Source organism: Marinobacter sp. NFXS9, from assembly GCF_040148665.1.
Taxonomy (GTDB): domain Bacteria; phylum Pseudomonadota; class Gammaproteobacteria; order Pseudomonadales; family Oleiphilaceae; genus Marinobacter_A; species Marinobacter_A mangrovi.
This window is the reverse complement of record NZ_JAGDDW010000003.1, coordinates 191,772-210,294: the sequence shown is the minus strand read 5'-3', so window position 1 is coordinate 210,294 and position 18,523 is coordinate 191,772. Positions and strand designations below refer to the sequence as shown.

Here is an 18,523-nt window from a genome sequence, read left to right as displayed (position 1 = left end):
ATGAAATACGGAAACGTAGGATTGCTCATCACGTGTTTGTTCAGTCTGCTGATGCTGGTGGGGTGTAACTCCGACAGCAGCAGCGGTGATTCCAACTCCGCCGTGGGCGGTGTTGTCGAACAGAACCCGGGCGACGGGGACGGTATCGCCGATGATGACGACAACTGCCCGACGATCTTCAACCCGCTACAGTCCGACGCCGACGGCGATGGCATCGGCGACGCCTGCGATGTGGATTCCGACAACGACGGGCTGAATGATGCCGCCGACAACTGCCCGCTGGTTTCCAATGCCGGACAGGCGGACGCGGACAACGACGGCATCGGCGATGCCTGCGACAACAACGACGACGGCGACGGTGATGGCATCGAGGACGTGCTGGATAACTGCCCGGCGATTGCCAACCCGGATCAGGAGAACGCAGACCGGGACTCAAAGGGCGATGCCTGTGACGAGGACCAGGACGGCGATGGCGTCAAGAACGGTCCGGACAACTGTCCGCTGATCGCCAATGCCAGCCAGGCTGACTTTGATGACGATGGCATCGGCAACGCCTGTGACAACGACGACGACGGTGACGGCTTCAATAACGACGCCGACAACTGCCCCCTGGTGAGCAATGCGGACCAGACAGATAGCGACGGCGATGGCGTGGGCGATGCCTGTCAGGACGACACCGACGAGGACGGCTTGCCGGACGATGCCGACAACTGCCCGGCCATCGCCAATCCTGACCAGGCGGATCTGGACGGCGACGGCATTGGCGACGCCTGCGACGACGATACCGACGGCGACGGCATCAACGACGAGAACGCGCTGGGTCAGCCTAACGACAACTGCCCGCTGGTGCCGAACGCGGACCAGGCCGACACGGACGGTGACGGGATCGGCGACGCCTGCGACCTGATCGACAACGCCGATTACGCCTGTGCCATTTCCGGCGAACCGTTCTCGCCGCTGTTGGCGGAAAACGACGTCACCGCTTCCGCGGACGATTCCGGGTGCCTGCTGGGCGGCCTGTTGGGTGGTTCGACCTGCGGCGTCAACAACGCGGATTACGTGATCGACAGCGATCTGGGTAATTCGGCCACGGTCTACAACACCAACCTGTTGGGCCTGTCTGAAGCCGTGTTGCGGGTATCGGACAATTCCGGCTTCGTCTACCCGGGGCAGAACGTGCTGGGTGTTTCCATTGCCGAGAGCGCGCAACTGGTGCAGCTGGACCTGCTGGCGAACAGCTCGCTGATCGTTCGCACACTGCTGGATGGCCAGGTGCAGGAGAGCTCCAACGGCGACCTGGGGGTTGACCTGGATCTGCTGGGCGTTTCCGGCACGCTGGGCGGCAACGGACAGGGCTTCCTGGTCTTCCAGACCTCAAAGCCTTTCAACGAGGTGGAAGTGATTAATGGCGGCTTTGGCCTGTTGTCCGCTCTGGACGAATTCAATGTTTTCAGCGTCTGCGCCAGCCGCACGGAGGTTTCAAAGTAGTCGGGAAATCACGCCGCGAGTCGTGTTATCCATGATGTGACGCGCCATTGGGCCGGCCCTGCGCCGGCCCTTTTTTGTGGGGGCTGTCTACTCCACTTCCCGCAAGCGCACAGCGCTGACGGTCCCCGCCAACCCCATCAACCCCAGCAAGACAATCACCGCGGTGGGTGAAATCAGTGATGCCAGTGCGCTGATCCCGCCGGTGACCAGCAGCAGGAGGCCGATCACGGTATTGCTCACCGAGGTATAGTCGGTGCGCTTGTTGCCGCCGGCCATGTCCACCAGGTAGGTCTTGCGGCCCAGCCGCACGCCGGCATGGGCGATACTGAGGATAAAGAAGGCTAGGGGATAGAACCAGGCACTGCGCAGATCGCCGTCGGACAGCAGGTTCCAGAACCCGATCACCAGACAGACTCCGCTGGCCAGGGCGGCTCCCCGGATCATCACCTGACGACTGGACTTGTCCGCCATCCAGCCCCAGACCGTGGCGCTCACCGAGCTGGCCAGGCTACTGGCCAGCAGGAACCCGCCCAGCAGCCAGCCGTTGTTGCCCTGCTTTTGGGCCAGCAACACAAAGTAGGGCGATGCCAGGGCCGAACACAGCAGCAGGGCGCGGGTGATGACGAAATGCCGGAATGGCGCATCGTCACGCAACAGTGACAAACTGCGGAACGCTTCCTTCAATGCATGGCCACCGCCACTGGTTTCGCCCGGTTCCTCGTCCACGCCTGCAAACAGCACGCTGGCAACGACCCAGAGCACAGCTGCCAGCACCAGCAGGGTGACATAGAAGATGATGCTCGGATCCGACTGGTTCCAGAACAGCGCGACGGTCAGGGCGACCGTGGCCGAACCGCCGATGGTCGTGGCCAGACCGCCCAGTCGGCCGCGGCGGGTTTTTGGGATGCATTTGCCCTGGACATCCTTCATGGCGACGGAGCAGAACCCCCGGGCCAGGGAAAACAGAATCAGGCAACCCACCACGCCCAGTCCGGCCAGGGTGTCATCCAGAAAGGCAACGCTGGCGGCCATGCCCGCGACGCTGAGAGCCTGGCCCAGACTGCCGCCCACCCAGAACCACTTGCGCACCGGCCGGCGCCGTACCCAGGCGCCAATCACCATCTGCGGGATCAGCGAGCCGGATTCCCGGATCGGCACCAGCCAGGCCACCAGTCCCGATGCGCCGACGGCCCCCAGGAGCCAGGCGAGAACCGTCTTGGGGCTAATCAGCAGATCCCCCAGTTTGGTCAGCACCAGGCTGCCCAGGATCAGGAAGAAATTGCGGGGCACCTCACGGCAGGCATCGTCCGAGATGTCCTTGCAGACGCGGGCATCCTCTTCGTTGGCAATCAGGCTGTAGAGCTTTTCGGTGGTATCTCGCTGCAATTCGGCCAAGATCGACTCCGTTCCCGGTTCAAAGGAACGGAATCATAGCAGCCACCCGGCTCACCCGACAGGTCGGCGTCCTTCCCGGGGCGTTCAGCCGTAGAAGGTGAGGTGGTTGTCCCAGTGGATGTCGAGATCCGCAAAGGATCGGGCGGATTGGCCGTCTGCCGCGATGCGGTGAAGTGAGCCGTTGCCGGAGGACACGACGAACCCGCCGTCTGGCAGCGCCAGCGCACCGGCCACATCCGGCACTTCGTGATCACCGACCCGCTCGCTGGTTTGATGGTTGATCACCACGACCCGGTCCCCCCGGGGCGCCGTCACCAGGCTGAGCGGGCTGACCGGGCTGACTGCCACGCTCGCCACATAGTTGTGCAGGCTGCGTTGCAGTGACTTGGGCAGCGCGATTTCGCTGTAGGTGTCGGTGTTGGAATCGTAGCGGGCAATCAGCGGCCGGGATTCCCAGGTGGGGCCCTGGTATTGATAGCCGGCGATCACAATCCCCTCGGGGCTGATGCCCAGGTGCCGGCAGCTCAGTTGATGATGCGACGGCTTGAACCGTTGGCGGACGTCGCCGGAGTGGCGATCCATCAGCAGCAGGGCCGGTTCCATGGTGTCCGGGTTGAGCTTGATGCGGTCGTAGTCCGGGTGCGTCTTGATGCCGCCCAGGGCCACGACCAGGGTGTTGCCATCCGGGTGGAGCAGCAGTTCATGGGGGCCGATGCCGCCCACCGGCATGTCCCGGACGGCAGCGTAATTCCGCTCGGCATCGTACACCCGGACGATGCCTTCCCCGGTGTCGTACTGGTTCACGGTGACGTACAGGTAGCGGCTGTCGTGACTGAAGGTGCCGTGCCCGTAGAAGTGATAGCCGTCGCCCGCCGCGATGGTGTGGGCGATCTCGCCCCGCCGGGTATCCACCACGTAGAAGTGGCGACCGGGACGGCGGGCAAAGAGGATGGCCTGCAGCGTGCCGGGGCGTGCACAACCGCCGTGACAGCGATCCCCGACGGGCAGCTGGAAATGCGTCTGGCCCTTCAGGTCGACCCCTGCAATTCGATGATGGCCCGCTTCGTCGTCTACCGCGCTGAGAATGAGCGGCCCCTGTTCCGGGCCGGCAACGGCGAGTCGGCTGCTCAGGCTCCCTGCGACCAGGGTGGCCAGGCTGGCTTGGAGGAACTGGCGTCGGTTCAGCATGACTCAGTCGCCGTCGCTGGAGTTGAAACCGCGAGTGATGCCCAGCGCCGGGGCGATCCGGTCCTCGACCACCTGTTCCAGCTGGATCACGTCGATAAACAGCGATTGCAGCTTGCGGTACCCCTCATCGGTTTTCAGGAACGGGGCCATGGCATCCGGCAGGTCGTTGGCCTTGGCCAGGGCGCTGTCGGTCTGTTCCACCAGCTTGTCCGCCAGTTCCGGATGGCCCGCGTCGTTCAGGAGCTGGGTCAGCCCGGGCACCATGTATTGCTTGAAACCGGCAATGGAAGCGCGCATGGCGGCGACGGAATTTTCGCTGCGCCAGGCGTCTCCGAGGTATTTATTGCGCTTGTGCGGCGGGCGCACGCCCATGGGTGCGGCGAGGCGCTTGTCCTGCAGGATCTCCAGGCCATTGATGGCGGCGGCGACGGTTTTCTCGGTGTATTCGTCCATCGACACGTAGTAGTCGCCGAAGGCCTGCCAGTCGCTGGCGAGTGCATCCGCCGTTCCTGCCAGATGGGTGCTGATGGTATCAAGCAGATGGCAGGTGTCGGCGGCCGGCAGGGCCCGCTCTCCTTGCTGCATATCGGCGTCGTACAGCAGGTATTCGATCGCCGGGAAGCCCTGCAGCGCAACGCCAGCCTGATCGACGAACGCGGCATCCACCGGTTTGTCCTGCTTCAGGGCATAGCTCACCTTGCGGGCGACGAGATTTTTATGGTCAGGCCAGAACTGCAGTTGCCAGGCACGGCTGTTTTGCTCGATGGGGCCGAAATCAACAAAGCGGACCGCCTGCCAGTCGAGGAAAGCGGCTTTCCAGGCGGCTTCCAGCTGCTGCCGGGTATCCGCCGACGGGCTGTCACAGTAATGGGTAGCGGTCTGTTCCAGGACGTGCGCCGAGCTGGCCAGTTGCTGGTAACCCTGGCCGATATCCGTGTTCCATTGCTGGCGGGGCGTGGTGGCCGCCGAGGCCGTAGCGGTAGCCAGGCCCAGGGCGAATGGAATCAGATAGCGTACGGAACGGGTCAGGGAAAGCATGAACCAGCGTCTCCTGTCAGAGCGAATGAAGGAACTGAAGCAGGGCATCGCGCTTGTCTGCGTCCAGTGAACGGAATTGGTCGGTCGCCGCCTCGGCCTCGCCGCCATGCCAGAGGATGGCTTCCTGGATGGTACGGGCGCGCCCGTCGTGAAGGAAGCCGGCCAGAGGATTGACGCTCTGGGCCAGACCAATGCCCCACAGCGGCTGGGTGCGCCACTCGGTGCCGCTGGCCAGGAATTCCCCGCGATGGTCGGCCAGCGCCGGGCCCATGTCGTGCAGCAGCAGGTCGGTGTAGGGCCAGATGGTCTGCTGGCTCAGGTCGGGCCGGTCAGCCACCGTCCCGGTGGTGTGTTTGGGTGTATGGCAGCCGGCGCAACCGATGTCGTTGAACACCAGTGCTCCCTGCTGCACCGCCGGCTTATCCATGTCGCGCCGTTCGGGTACCGCCAGACTGGCCGCGTAGAAACCGATGAAACGGGCAATCTTGTCGCTCACTTCCGGCTCACCGCCGTTGGCAAAGCGGTCGCATTGCTGTTCCGGTGAGCAGTCGGTGGCAGGCATAAGGGTTGAGGTCAGCCCCATATCGCCCGCAAAGGCGCCCATGGCCTGTTGCACCAGCGTGGGTTCGCCGGCTTTCCAGCCGAAGCGGCCCATGACGGTCTCTTCTTTCTCTATATCCCAGACCCGGTTGGGGCGACCGGAGATACCGTCGCCATCCGCGTCTTCCGGATCGGCGTAGGCCATTAGCTGCGCTTCCGGCACCGCCGACAGCAAGCCCAGGCCGATCATGGGCGGGGCGACTCGTGGCGAGGTCAGCAGATCCTCCGGCAACGGGCCATAGTTCGGGTTCTTGATGTGATACACCGGGCGCTGCAGGGTGACCGTCGAGCCGTCGGCCAGCGTCTGGGTGATGGGCTCCCAGGTGATGTCGAGATCCGCTTCCGGCTTCTGGCCGGAGATGGCCGCGGTCTGCAGTTGGCCGCCGTAGACCGGTGCCGGCTTCAAACCGATCTTTTTGATGATCTCCGCATCCCGTTTCGGATCCGATGGTACGGACAATCGCAGGAAGAGCGATACGGAGGTCTCACCCTCCGCCGGTGGATTGCCCCGCCCGTCCTTGAGGTGGCAGCCCTGGCAGGAGTTGGTGTTGAACAACGGCCCCAGCCCATCGCGGGCCGCGGTGCTCGACGGCGCCTCCACCCAGGGGTTACGGAAGAAACTGTTGCCCACGCTGAAGTCCAGACGCTTGGTCATGGACAGGTTGCCCTGGGGCATTGAATAGGCGTTGTGGTCGAACTGCTTGACCGAACCGGCGCCACCACTCAGCGGCGTGTCCTGGATGGGCGGTTCGTCGGCAGCGAGGGCGGTGCCCGTCAGGAGCAGACTGGTTAATAAGGCAAAACGGCGCGGGGTTGTCATGAAGCGGATACTGTTGTCGTTAAACGGCAAAAGCCCGGTGTTCGGCCGCCGGGCTTTTCGGTGCAGGGAGTCTACCAGAGCCAATGCGAAAGTCATCTATTTGGCAATGATTCGCATCAGCTTTGGCCGCCCCGTAATGAAGCCGGAGCCTGTCAGAAGGTATGGCCCGCATCGTCCGGCTTCATCGACTGAATGCCCAGCGTTTCGGAGGCCTTCTCGATCTCGCCGGTCTGGGTAACCAGTGCGGCGATGGCGTTATTGATGATGTCTGCACCTCGGGTGTTGCCCGGTGCAATCATCATGTCGAAGGGCATCGGGTGGGTTTTGTCCTCGGCGGCATCCTTCATGGTCTGCACGGCATCCATGGTGGCGGCCAGTTCGTTGGTCAGCTTGGTGTCCAACGCCGGATCCTGTTGGGCGACCAGGTCAGACAGGGACGGACCGGCCACAACGCTGCCGTCGATCCGCGTGTAGCGACCCAGGTAGACGTTCTGGATGCCCTTGGCGTCGTAATAGTGCGAGTTGTGGGTGTTGTCGCTGAAGCAGTCGTGTTCGTCCTCGAAGGAGTTGGCTTCCAGGGCCACTTTCATACGCTCGCCGGCGAGCTCGCCCAGGGACAGGGAGCCCATGCCGAACAGCATTTTCTGGATCACGGCCTGCGGTTCCATGGCCAGCAGCTCGGCGCGGTAATTGTCGCTCTTGCCCGGTGCCCACTGGGCGGTCATCCACTCCAGGTCGGATACCAGCAGATCGGTAACGGCGTCCAGGTACGCGGCACGGCGGTCGCAATGGCCATGGCTGCAGCCATCACCCTGGATATAGTCGGAGTAGGGGCGATCGCCGTTGCCGGCGTCGAAGCCGTGCAGGTCCTGCCCCCACAGCAGGAATTCGATGGCGTGGTAGCCGGTGGCCACGTTGGCTTCGGAGCCGCCGATCTCATTCAGGTCAGCCAGCAGGCCCGGTGTCAGGGTGGAGACGTCGATGGTCTCGCCGCCGATGGTGATGTTCTGGCTGGCGATGATGTTGACGGTGGCGCCAGCGTTGCCCAGCTCGTGCTGGTAGTCGCTGGTGTCGACGTAGTCGATCAGGCCTTCGTCCAGCGGCCAGGCGTTGAGTTGGCCTTCCCAGTCGTCGACGATGGCATTGCCGAAGCGGAAGACTTCGGATTGCTGGTAAGGTACGCGGGAAGCGAGCCAGGCCTGTTTGGCAGCGGCCAGGGTGTCATCGCTGGGGTTGGCAATGAGGGCGTCAGTGGCCTCATCCAGTGCCCGGGCGCTGATCAGCGCGTCTTCATAGGTGGCGTGGGCGATGTCGGCGTAGTTGACGACGACATTAGCCGGTGTGGCCGGCTCCGAAGCCTCTGAAGGGCCTTGCAGCGCACTGCAGGCGGCGAGTGCAACGGGTGCCGTAACGGCAACGGTCAGCGCCTTGAAAGGAAAGCGAGCCCCCATGAAATTCTCCCTGTCAACGATTTAAAGGTAATGTTATTAATGAGATTAATTTGTATTTGCGATTATAGGGGCCTGGATGCGAAATGCAATCGTTTACGTCAGGTTGTTGCCCCGTACCGGGCGTTGCGGCTTAATGGCCTTTTCTGACCCGGAGCACAGCGATTTATGCTGAGTTACCTTCACGCCTTCCACGCCGGCAATTTTGCCGACGTACAGAAACACCTGGGGCTCTTCCTGGCCCTGAAGATGATGCAGGCCAAGCCGTCCGGCATTGCCTGTTTCGATACCCATGCGGGCAGCGCCCGATACGATCTGGACAGCGAGCGACCCCGCAAGACCGGCGAGGCCGATTCCGGCATCCAGAGTCTGTGGCAACAGCGCAGCCGATTGCAGGACGCGGAATGGACGTCTTTCTGGGACACCCTGGGGCTCGTAGGTGACGAGAAGCGCGTTCGTTTCTATCCCGGGTCGCCGGCGTGGCTCGACGCTCTGGCTCGGGAACAGGATTCGGTGACCGCCTTTGAACTGCACAGCGGTGAGAGCAGTCTGTTGCAGGACTGGGCCCGGGAGCATCAGGCCCGGGTGATCGCCGGCGATGGTTTCCGGGGGCTGTTAGCGGCGCTGCCACCGCAGACACCCCGCCTGTTCACCCTGATCGACCCGCCCTACGAAGTGAAGGACGACTACATGACCACCGCGGAGACGGTCATAAAGGCCTGGAAGCGGTGTCGTCACGGCGTCTATCTTGTATGGTATCCCCTGTTACCCGAAGCACGGCACGAGGCGATGATCCGCCGTTTGCAGGACAGTCCGATACAGAAAGTGCTGCAATGCCACTACGAGCTGGATGAGCGGCCGGCGCGGGGCATGTATGGCTCCGGACTGCTGATGGTCAATCCACCGTGGGGGTGGGGTGACCGCCTGCAGTCCATGTTGGAGGAAGTGGCCGCCTCGGGTGCCATTGCCGCACGACAACGGGTGACTTGGGCCGTCCCCGAAAAGGCCTGAGAGTTCCCGTTTCAAGTGACCCTCGAAAAGGAGTGTTTGATGTCATCAATTAACCCATCCCGATCGCGACTTGAATCACTGGTCAAACAGTTTGCGCCGGATGAGCCGGTCGTGATGCTGAACCTGCTTCGATTCCGTGAGGACGCGGAGTATGCCGATGAGGATAACGAGTCGCCCTGCAGCGGTCGCGAAGCCTACGCCCGTTACAGCAAGCTGGCTCTGAACCAGTTGGCCAAGGTGGAAGCCAAGCCGGAGTGGGTAGGCGAGGCCATGGTGCCGGTGATCGCCCCGGACGATGAGGACTGGGATGAGGTCCTGCTGGTGCGCTATCCCTCGGCGCAGGCGTTCCTGTCGATGGTGTCCGACCCTGAATATCAGGCGATCGTCCATCACCGTACGGCGGCCCTGGCGGATTCCCGGCTGATTGCCATGCGCCCGAAGAAGACCTGATATGACAGCGGCCGAGGCCACACCCTCACCGCTACGGGAACTGGTCAGCAAGGACCAGTGGGCGCTGCCTTCGGCGACGGTAAACCGCACCTTGCAGGACGGTCTCAAGGCGTTTGTCGAGCGTGTACGCCAGCCCAACTGGTTGCAGGACGAGCCGGCTGAAGGGCAAGACGAGCTGCAGCCGTTGTCCCGCAGGCAGCTCGAGCGCTGGGCGCCGGCACCGCAATGGCGTTCGAATCTATCCGGTTTTGTCGATGCACTGGACCAATGGTGCTCACGCTGGTCAGCTATCCAGCCTGTCGGATTTGTGGTGGCCCCGCCGTTTACCGGGCTGGCCGAATCGTTGGAGCAGGTGGGCGCCGATCGCGACTGGCGGCTGATAGCGCCTCCGGATCTGGATCGCATTCACCGCGGGCAGGCCTTGCAGGACTGGTGGTCCCAATTCGAGGGTGACACGCCCTGGGTACTGCCGGAACTGGGCCATTGCTGGCTGCGCACACCCGCCGGCCTGGCACTGGTGCGTCACCTGTTGGGGGCAATAGCGGCCGGTGAGCTGGGGCGTGGACTGGTTGGTTGCAACAGCTGGAGCTGGACGTTCTGGACCCACCTGCTGCCGGAATTGCGATTCTCCACCCTGACGCTGCAGGCGCTCGATCATCAACGCCTGGGCGACTGGCTGCAGGGCCTGGCTGGCACGGGGCAGTTCCGATTGACGTCCAATGGCAGCTGGGTGGTCCCGCCGAAAGACGAGCCGGCCCGCAACGGCGCCAGGACCAGCGCCTTCCTGCGCGACCTGGCGGCCTGGTCACGCGGTATCCCTGAGGTGGCCTGGGCCATCTGGCGCGATTCGCTGCGAGCCCGGCCCGAAGCCGAGGTTGAAGAGCCGCCGGATGCCGAACCGACACAGTCAACCTGCTGGGTGATTCCCTGGTCCCAGGTGAGCGTGCCAACCATGCCGCCGGGCGAGTCGCGGCCGCTGGCGTTTGTCCTGCATGCGCTGCTGTTGCACCAGGGGCTGGATGAGACGTATCTGCAGCAGACCACCGGACTGGCGCCGGACGACGTCTATATCGCCCTGCATTCGCTGCACCGGGCGGAGTTGATCGGCCCGCATCCGCGGGGCTGGTTCGTGACGCCTCGCGGCTATCCCGCCGTCCGCCGCTACCTGCATGCGGAAGGCTTTGCCGTGGATGGATTCTGAATCACTAACGGGGAACATGGCATGGAAGAGTCAGGCCTGAAAACCGCCCTCGAAGCGATCACCTCAACCTCGGTGCTGGATGCCGTGCTGCTGATCGTGGTGGCCTGGGTGATCATCGTTCTGGTGCAAACCCTGGTGCCGCGGATTGCCGGCCGATTCTCGGGCAAGACCCGTCTGTATATCCTGGCCTCGGCGCCCCTGCTGCGGCTGGTGGTCATCCTGGCGACCATCCTGCTGATTGTCCCCATCCTGATCGAGCCCACCTTTGAGAACCTGATCGCGATTTTCGGCGCCCTGGCGCTGGCCCTGGGGTTTGCCTTCAAGGACTACGCCACCAGCCTGATTGCCGGCATCGTCACGCTTTATGAAATGCCTTACCGGCCGGGCGACTGGATCGAAGTGGACGGTTATTACGGCGAGGTCCGTTCCATTGGTACTCGCGCGGTGACCATCGTCACGCCCGACGACACCGCCGTAGTGATCCCGCATGGCAAGCTGTGGGACTCGCTGATTGCCAATGGCAACGCCGGCAGCAGCAACCTGATGTGCGTGGCGGAATTCTATCTGGCGCCGGACCACGACGCCGGAGAAGTCCGCGCCCGACTGCGGGAAATGGCGTTCACCAGTCCCTGGGTCAAGACCTATCAGCCGGTGCTGGTGGTGCTGTCGGAAAAGCCCTGGGGGACCTGCTATCGGGTGAAAGCCTACCCGGTGGATCCCCGCGACCAATTCCAATTTATTTCCGATCTCACGATTCGTGGCAAGGCAGTCCTGCGGCAGATGGATGTCCGCCAGGTCACCGCGCCCGTGGTAGCCGACTGAGATCGTCGATCGACCAAAGGATAGTGTCCATGAAACAACGTCCCCTGATGACCGCGGTGGTCGCGGCCACCCTGCTGGCCGGCTGCGCCAGCACTCCCGAGCCCGAGGCATCCGAATCGAAGGGGCCGCCGGCGTTAACGCCCGGTCGCTATGTCAGCGCCGATGACAGCCAGACCTGGGTGTTCTGGGGCAACGGCATGTACGAGCGTCGCGTGGCCAGCGAGGACGCGCCGTCGCGTTACGATCACGGTCAGTGGTGGCGGGTAACGGGCAGTGGAGCGGTCGTGGCGCACGGCGGTGGCGAAGCGCCCACCATGTTGCAGATCACCGATGACGACACGCTCCGCCTGCAGGGCATCGGGAATGTGGCGGCGACAGAGCTGACCCTGGATGATGACGAACCCGAGCCCCTGGCCGATGATCGCCCGATGGCACTCTGCTTCATGACCCAGGCCGACGCACCGCTGGCCTACGACCCGCAGACCATGCGCAACTGGCCGGTGGCCATGACCCAGGCGTTTCCCCAACTGGAATCGGCCTATCGGCAGTCCGGTTTCCAGCCTCCCAGGCGCTTGCCAATGATCGTGCAGGGCCACTGGGTCGAAGGCGAGGCGCCGGATGGGGGTGGCACCCAGCTTTTCCTGGAAGCCAGCGGTCTGCAGCGGGTAATGGATCTGGGCGAGAACCGCTGCCCGTCAGTATCACTGCAGGATAACAACTGGTACCTGACTCACCTGAACGGGCACCCGGTCCAGATAGAACCCGGTCAACAGCCGATTTTCATTCGCTTCGACGGTGAGCGGCGGGTGGCTGGTCTGGCCGGCTGTAATCGATTTTCTGGCCCCTTCGAGCGCCGCCGTGACGATCTGACGCTGGGGCCGCTGGCCACGACGCGTATGATGTGCCCGCGCCGGGCCGAGACCGAACAGGCGTTCCTGAAGGTGTTGGATGAAACCGAGCGCTTTGCGATTGAGGGCGAGACCCTGTTCCTGATGAAACAGGCCGGGCAGGTGTTGGCTGTTTTGCAAATGCGCCCGGCCAAGGTGGAACCGTAAACATCTCACGAGCTTCCGGTGCGCGCCCACAAAAAAGGCGTGGCCGGAGCCACGCCTTTCGAACAGGAAACCGGAGTGGGGATTACTCTCCCTGCTCCATTTGTCCTTCTTTCTCTTTCACCATGGATGTGATGGTGTCGAGAATCTTCTTGCCGCGGTCGCCCGCTTCTTTAATGTAGATGTCACGGACCGGCATGCTTGCCTTGCGGAAGGCTTCACGCTCTTCGTCGGTCAGCGTCACGATCTTGATATCGCTGCTTTCCTTGATCTTGTCCAGACGCTTCTGGTTGAACTCTTCCTGCTTCTTGTAGATGTAGTCCACCAGGTTGTCGCGCGCGTCGTCCAGGATCTTGCGCTGGTCGTCCGGCAGGCCGTCATACCAGTCCTTGCCGGCAATCACGGTGGAAATGAACTGGGCGTGGTGCGCGATGGTCATCACGTCCTGAACTTCATAGAAGCTCATTTCCTCGATGGCGAAGATCGGGTTGACCTGACCGTCGATCTGCTTCAGTTGAAGGCCGCTGTAGACTTCGGAGTAGGGCATCGGAGTCGGGTTGGCGCCGTAGGCCTTGTAGGACTCGGTCAAGATCGGCGACGTCATGGTCCGCATCTTGAAGTCTTCGAAGTCCGCCGGGGTCTTCAGCGCCTTGGTGCCGGTCCAGGTCATCCAGCCTTCCGGCACAATGCTCAGCAGCTCCAGGCCCTGAGAGTTGTAGCGGTCGGCGAACAGGTCATGCACCTTGTCGCTGGACAGCACTTCCTTGTTGACGTCGTTGTCGTCAGACAGGACGAAGTGCAGGGTGAACACGCCCACTTCCGGAATCACGGAAGCCAGGTGGCCCGGCGATGCAAACGCCAGCTCGACGGCGCCCTGCTGGACCAGCTCGGTCAGCTGGGATGAGGTACCCAGGGAACCGTAAGGGTAGATATCGATCTTGATACTACCGTCGGAGGCCTTCTCAACCTCTTTCTTGAATTCTTTCGCGTAGGCGTCCTGGACACTGCCTTCGATTTCTTCCAGGGCAAAACGCCACGTGACGGTGTCGCTGCTCTTGGCAGCCGAGTCGGAGGATGAGCTTGAGGACTCCTGTTGTGTGTTGGCTTCCTTGTTCGCGCTGTCGTCACCTGAATCTGAACATCCGACCAGGATGAATGACATCAGAATGGTCAGGCTTCCAAGCCAGCGAATGAGTGTTCTCATGTTCTTATCTCCTTTGAGTTCTAACCAATGTGCCCACGATAACACACTATCAAATAGACATATTTCTTGAAGTCTGCCATCTATTACAACGTATACTGTATTTACCGGAAAAGAAAATGGAGCGAAACCATGGCAGAACCCAGGGGCGCGTCCGATGGCCCAAAGCAGGGAAAGGGAAAAAAGAAAGGGCCCTTTCATATGATCGATACCGGTCTCAATGTCATTGAGCAGGGTATCCTCATCGTCGGTATTCTCTTGATGGCCCTCGCGGCCATTGTCGGCGTGTTTGCCCGCAATATGGGGCACAGCCTGTCTTTCGTTGACGAACTGGCGCAATTGCTGGTCGTTATCGTCACGTTTGTTGGTGTCGGACACGGGGTGCGCAATGCGCGCCATATCCGGGTGTCGGCCGTCCACGACCTTCTGCCGCCGCTGGGGCAGAAAATCCTGCTGACGTTTGTCAGTTTTTTTTCGTGTGCACTGCTCGCCCTGCTGGCGGTCTACTCCATCGACTACATCCAGAACCTGCATAAGTCGGGTCGCGTGATGCCGTCGATGCAGTTCCCCCTCTGGATTCCCTACCTGATTGTCCCCATCGGTCTGTTCGTCGGTTCGGTCCAGTTTTTCCTGGCGGGTGTGCGCAACCTGATCAGCGATGGCGCGTGGTTGTCATGGCATCACCGGGACGAATACGAAGACGAGATGGCCGTCGAGGGTGGCCTGTCGAAGGAAGAGCAGGACTATTACGAAGAGCAGGTAGCGGCTGCCGAGAAGAAACACGCTGGCGAAGGAGGTCAATCCAATGGATAACGTGATGGCTGCATTGGGTTTGGCCGGCATGTCGACCGCCTCCATGGCCATTGTCGTGGCTGTGGTCATGATTGTGCTGCTGCTGATGGGTTTCCCCATGATGGTGCCGCTGCTGGTGGGCGCCATGGTGTTGTTGTTTTCCCAGTTCCCGTTCCTGGAAGGTTCGGTCATTATCCAGCAGATGATTGGGGGCATCTCCCAATCGGTGCTGGTCGCGGTGCCCATGTTCATATTGGCCGCCGATATCATGATCAAGGGGCACACCGCGGATCGCCTGCTGGATCTGGTCCAGAAATTCGTCGGGCACCTGCGAGGTGGTCTGCCAATGACGACGGCGATGTCCTGCACGCTGTTCGGTGCCGTGTCCGGTTCCACCCAGGCGACGGTGGTGGCTATGGGGCAGCCGTTGCGCCCCAAGCTGATTGAGGCGGGCTACTCGGACAAGTTCGCCATTGCACTGATTATCAACGCCAGTGACATCGCGCTGCTGATTCCACCGTCCATCGGCATGATCATTTACGGTGTCGTCTCGGGCACCTCGGTGGGTGACCTGTTCATTGCCGGTATCGGGCCGGGGCTGATGATCCTGCTGTTGTTCTCCGTCTATTGTTACTACCGTTCGGTTCGGCTGAAGATTCCCGTGATGCCGAAGGCCAGCTGGTCGGAGCGGGTGACGGCGTTGAAGAAAGCCGCGCTGCCCATGGGTTTTCCGGTTATCATTATCGGCGGTATCTATTCCGGGATGTTCAGTCCCACCGAGGCGGCTGCCATGTCCGTGGCCTATGCCCTGTTGCTGGAGATGGTCATCTTCCGCCAGGTGAGGATCAGCGACTTGCCGTCGGTGGCACTCTCCACTGGCCTGATCACGGCCGTGGTCTTTATCCTGGTGGCAGCCGGCACGGCGTTCTCCTGGGTGATTTCCTTCGCCAAGATTCCGGATCTGCTGCTGGGTGATGTGGTGGCCAACGCCGCTGACAGTCCTTATTTCATCCTCGCACTGATCTCGGTCTCGTACTTCGTGGGTTGCATGTTCGTGGATCCCATTGTGGTGATCCTGATCCTGACCCCGATCTTCTCGCCGGCCGTTGCCGCCGCAGGCATCGATCCGGTGTTGGTGGGGACGCTGGTGACGCTGCAGGCGGCGATCGGTTCAGCCACTCCGCCGTTCGGCTGCGACATCTTCACCGCGGTGGCGATCTTCAGGCGACCCTACCTGGATGTGATCCGGGGCACGCCGCCGTTTATCGTGCTGCTGTTGCTGTCCACGGTGCTGTTGATCGTGTTCCCGCAGATTGCGCTGTTCCTGCCCGGATTAATGAAATAGGGAAGAACAGACGCCCACAAAAAACCCCGCTCGATGGCGGGGTTTTTTGTGCCTGAAGCAAGAGAGCCGAGGATTACATCAGCGCTTCAACGCGATGACGGACTTTCGGCTGGCTCTGGTACGCCTTGGCGATGGCGTTGTAGGTCGGGATGTCCATGCCTTTGTCCTGAATGGCGGCGACCATCTTGTCATTCGCTTCGATCTGGAGTTTGCGAACCTCGGACTTGTCGTCTTCTTTCTTGATCTGCGGAATGTATTCCTCGCGGATCGAAGAAATGTCTTTCTGGACCTTGATGAACTGCTTCAGCTCTTTGTCGGAGTAGTCGGTTTTCTGTGTGCCGGTTGCAGCCGGGTTCTGGTATTCCTGGGATTGAGACTGGGTGTCTGCAGCCAGCGCCGGGCCGGATGCCAGAAGTGCCATGGATACAGCAACGGAAGTCATCAGGGTTTTCATAGGTGTCTCCTTCTGGAGGGTGAAGGACGGCTGCCGGCTCACGCCTTTGACCGGTCAGCAAGCCCGGTTCCCGGATGGAGCGCGAAAACAGGAAGGCCACCCATCCGGATCGGATTGCGCTCACCTTGCCACGACCGGAAATCCGTTCAAATTAAGATTTCCACATACTCCGTCCATAAAATCGACAGGCATCCCGCGCGGTGGCGTCATACCGGGGTCTCCGCTATCCTGCGGCGTCTGGACCGTCCTCTGAAACCGAATCCGGAGTCCCATGAAGAACCAAAAACACGCCCTGATGTTTGGCGGTGCGACCGTATTGCTGTGGTCCACGGTGGCGACGGCCTTCAAACTGTCACTGCGAGAGATGACGCCGGTGCAGTTGATGCTGATCGCCTGCAGTGTGTCCGTGGTGGTGCTGGCCATGATTCTGGTGACGCAGAAGAAAGTGGGGGAGCTGTTCCGCCTGAACCGCAAGCAGTACCTGGCCTCGCTGGTGTTCGGGCTGATGAATCCGGTGCTCTACTATCTGGTGCTTTTCGGCGCCTTTGCCCGCTTGCCGGCGCAGGAAGCCCAGCCGCTGAATTACACCTGGGCGTTGACGCTGACCTACCTGTCGGTGCCACTGCTGGGGCAACGGTTGGGCCGGTCGGATTTCCTGGCCGGGTTGCTGTGCTATGGCGGCGTGGTGGTGATTGCCACGCGCGGCGATATTCTGGGCCTGCATTTCTCCGACCCGCTGGGCGTGATCCTCGCCTTGGCCAGCACCGTGATATGGGCGTTCTACTGGATCGCCAACACCCGGGACACCCGCGATCCGCTGGTGGGCCTGTTTCTCAACTTCCTGTTTGGCCTGCCGTTCATCATTGGTATCTGCCTGGCGACCGACGGGGTGCCTGAAGCCTCTTCCACGGCCATGCTGGCGTCCTTCTACATCGGGGTGTTCGAGATGGGGATTTCGTTCGTACTGTGGATGTTTGCCATGAAGCGGGCGGAGAACACGTCACAGGTCAGTAACCTGATTTTTATCTCGCCCTTCCTGTCGCTGGTGTTTATCCACTTCATTCTTGGCGAGACCATTTTCAACTCCACCTATGTGGGTCTTGTACTGATTGTGGCCGGTCTCTGGTACCAGCAGCGTGGCCGCAAAGTCTCTCCGGAGACGACCGCCGCGTGAGCACCTGGCATCTTTACCTGGTAAGGACCCGGAGCGGGGCACTGTATACCGGAATCACCACGGATGTGGAACGGCGCTTTTCCGAACACCAGTCCGGCGGCCCGCGCGCTGCCAGGAGTCTGCGCGGCAAGGGACCGCTGACCTTGGCCTTCGCCGAAGCCATCGGCGAGCGCACCCGGGCGGCGCGGCTTGAGTATGCGCTCAAGCAGTGGTCGCGCAAGCGCAAGGAGGATCTGGTCGCCGGTCACCTGCGTTTGCAGGACGTGGACGTATGATCAGCGTTTGCTGAGCAGACCGATCAGCTGCCGTGTAAACGCATTGGGCAACCACTTGCTGCCAAACACCAGTGACTTGAACTGCAGGCTCACCGGGTTATGCACGTCGTCACCCTGGTGCGCTTTCCAGACCGCCTCGGCAATGTCCTCGGCCTGCAGGTTCACGCCCAGTCGCTCGATGATCGGAGCCTGGAAGGTCTGATCGGTCAGCATCTTCGTTTTCACGAAAGGCGGCATCATGTCCTGAACGGTGATGTCGTGCGCCTTCCACTCTATATTGAGCGCTTCCGTCAGCCCGCGTACCGCAAACTTGGACGCCGAATAGCTGGCGAAGTGGGGCGTGCCATAGAGCGCGGAAGCCGAACTCATGTTGATCACCCGGGCACCCGGCGTTGCTTTCAGCAGTGGAAAGGCCTGCTGGGTGACGTCCATCAGGGCGATCACGTTGATGTCCATAATGCGCCGATGTTCCGCGGCCGGGATGGTCTCGAATTCACCGATCCGCAGGATGCCGGCGCAGTTGAACAGCAGGTGGAGCTGGCCATGGGCAAATTCACCAAAGGCCGTGAGCGCGTCGCCGACGGCTGCGCTGTCGGTAACGTCCACCCCCCGGTGCCAATGCTGGCCGCCGAGTTCTTCATTCAGGGCCGAAACGGCTGCTTCGTCAATATCCAGCATCCCCAGACGCCAGCCTTCCCGGGCAAACCGTCGAGCCGTAGCGGCTCCGATGCCGGCGCCCGCGCCGGTGATCAGCATCGTGTTCTGCATC

At 61.8% G+C, this 18,523-nt stretch carries 18 protein-coding genes; 10 read left to right on the top strand and 8 right to left on the bottom strand.

Features of this window, described 5'->3' with window-relative positions:
• A complete protein-coding gene (locus J3364_RS06925) occupies positions 1-1,488 on the top strand; it encodes a thrombospondin type 3 repeat-containing protein (protein ID WP_502882483.1) in 1,488 nt (495 codons plus the stop codon).
• A gap of 87 nt (positions 1,489-1,575) precedes the next feature.
• Here J3364_RS06925 and J3364_RS06920 read toward each other — a convergent pair whose 3' ends face one another.
• From J3364_RS06920 to J3364_RS06900, 5 genes are all read right to left on the bottom strand, one after another.
• Positions 1,576-2,883 (bottom strand): MFS transporter, encoded by a 1,308-nt coding sequence (locus J3364_RS06920; RefSeq protein WP_349557638.1) that lies wholly within the window; start codon positions 2,881-2,883, stop codon positions 1,576-1,578.
• 84 nt (positions 2,884-2,967) lie between these two features.
• Entirely contained in the window at positions 2,968-4,071 is a 1,104-nt protein-coding gene (locus tag J3364_RS06915; RefSeq protein ID WP_349557637.1) for a DUF1513 domain-containing protein, read from the bottom strand.
• A gap of 3 nt (positions 4,072-4,074) precedes the next feature.
• A complete protein-coding gene (locus J3364_RS06910) occupies positions 4,075-5,109 on the bottom strand; it encodes an imelysin family protein (protein ID WP_349557636.1) in 1,035 nt (344 codons plus the stop codon).
• A 16-nt stretch (positions 5,110-5,125) separates the two neighbouring features.
• Positions 5,126-6,529, bottom strand: coding sequence for a di-heme oxidoreductase family protein (locus J3364_RS06905; RefSeq protein WP_349557635.1), 1,404 nt, complete (start codon positions 6,527-6,529; stop codon positions 5,126-5,128).
• 152 nt (positions 6,530-6,681) lie between these two features.
• Complete coding sequence (locus tag J3364_RS06900; RefSeq protein WP_349557634.1) at positions 6,682-7,980, bottom strand: imelysin family protein; 1,299 nt, start codon at positions 7,978-7,980, stop codon at positions 6,682-6,684.
• A 165-nt stretch (positions 7,981-8,145) separates the two neighbouring features.
• Between J3364_RS06900 and J3364_RS06895 the strand changes: the two genes are divergently transcribed.
• From J3364_RS06895 to J3364_RS06875, 5 genes are read left to right on the top strand one after another with little or no spacing between them, the layout of a single operon-like run.
• Positions 8,146-8,988 (top strand): 23S rRNA (adenine(2030)-N(6))-methyltransferase RlmJ, encoded by an 843-nt coding sequence (locus J3364_RS06895; protein ID WP_349557633.1) that lies wholly within the window; start codon positions 8,146-8,148, stop codon positions 8,986-8,988.
• A gap of 39 nt (positions 8,989-9,027) precedes the next feature.
• Positions 9,028-9,438: a DUF1330 domain-containing protein gene (locus J3364_RS06890; RefSeq protein ID WP_349557632.1), complete on the top strand. Its 411-nt coding sequence runs from the start codon at positions 9,028-9,030 to the stop codon at positions 9,436-9,438.
• 1 nt (position 9,439) lies between these two features.
• Positions 9,440-10,639 (top strand): hypothetical protein, encoded by a 1,200-nt coding sequence (locus tag J3364_RS06885; protein ID WP_349557631.1) that lies wholly within the window; start codon positions 9,440-9,442, stop codon positions 10,637-10,639.
• A gap of 21 nt (positions 10,640-10,660) precedes the next feature.
• Positions 10,661-11,461, top strand: a complete 801-nt coding sequence (locus J3364_RS06880; RefSeq protein ID WP_349557630.1) for a mechanosensitive ion channel family protein — start codon at positions 10,661-10,663, stop codon at positions 11,459-11,461.
• 29 nt (positions 11,462-11,490) lie between these two features.
• Positions 11,491-12,516 carry an META domain-containing protein gene (locus J3364_RS06875; RefSeq protein ID WP_349557629.1) on the top strand — a complete coding sequence of 342 codons (1,026 nt, stop codon included), beginning with the start codon at positions 11,491-11,493 and terminating at the stop codon, positions 12,514-12,516.
• An 82-nt stretch (positions 12,517-12,598) separates the two neighbouring features.
• Here J3364_RS06875 and J3364_RS06870 read toward each other — a convergent pair whose 3' ends face one another.
• Complete coding sequence (locus tag J3364_RS06870) at positions 12,599-13,717, bottom strand: TRAP transporter substrate-binding protein (protein ID WP_203141602.1); 1,119 nt, start codon at positions 13,715-13,717, stop codon at positions 12,599-12,601.
• 129 nt (positions 13,718-13,846) lie between these two features.
• On the opposite strand from J3364_RS06870, the gene J3364_RS06865 reads away from it, so the two are divergent.
• Both J3364_RS06865 and J3364_RS06860 read left to right on the top strand, forming a co-directional pair.
• Complete coding sequence (locus tag J3364_RS06865; RefSeq protein ID WP_349557628.1) at positions 13,847-14,527, top strand: TRAP transporter small permease; 681 nt, start codon at positions 13,847-13,849, stop codon at positions 14,525-14,527.
• Between the two features lie 43 nt (positions 14,528-14,570).
• Complete coding sequence (locus J3364_RS06860; protein ID WP_349557835.1) at positions 14,571-15,851, top strand: TRAP transporter large permease; 1,281 nt, start codon at positions 14,571-14,573, stop codon at positions 15,849-15,851.
• Positions 15,852-15,924: 73 nt separating this feature from the next.
• On the opposite strand, the gene J3364_RS06855 is transcribed toward J3364_RS06860, so the two are convergent.
• Positions 15,925-16,305 carry a DUF4168 domain-containing protein gene (locus J3364_RS06855; protein WP_349557627.1) on the bottom strand — a complete coding sequence of 127 codons (381 nt, stop codon included), beginning with the start codon at positions 16,303-16,305 and terminating at the stop codon, positions 15,925-15,927.
• A 271-nt stretch (positions 16,306-16,576) separates the two neighbouring features.
• Between J3364_RS06855 and J3364_RS06850 the strand changes: the two genes are divergently transcribed.
• Together J3364_RS06850 and J3364_RS06845 are read left to right on the top strand one after the other, a co-directional pair.
• Complete coding sequence (locus J3364_RS06850) at positions 16,577-17,479, top strand: DMT family transporter (protein WP_349557626.1); 903 nt, start codon at positions 16,577-16,579, stop codon at positions 17,477-17,479.
• Positions 17,476-17,754 carry a GIY-YIG nuclease family protein gene (locus tag J3364_RS06845; RefSeq protein WP_349557625.1) on the top strand — a complete coding sequence of 93 codons (279 nt, stop codon included), beginning with the start codon at positions 17,476-17,478 and terminating at the stop codon, positions 17,752-17,754. Before J3364_RS06850 ends, J3364_RS06845 begins: the two co-directional genes overlap by 4 nt.
• Here J3364_RS06845 and J3364_RS06840 read toward each other — a convergent pair whose 3' ends face one another.
• Complete coding sequence (locus tag J3364_RS06840; protein ID WP_349557624.1) at positions 17,755-18,522, bottom strand: SDR family oxidoreductase; 768 nt, start codon at positions 18,520-18,522, stop codon at positions 17,755-17,757.
• Position 18,523: the final 1 nt, after the last annotated feature.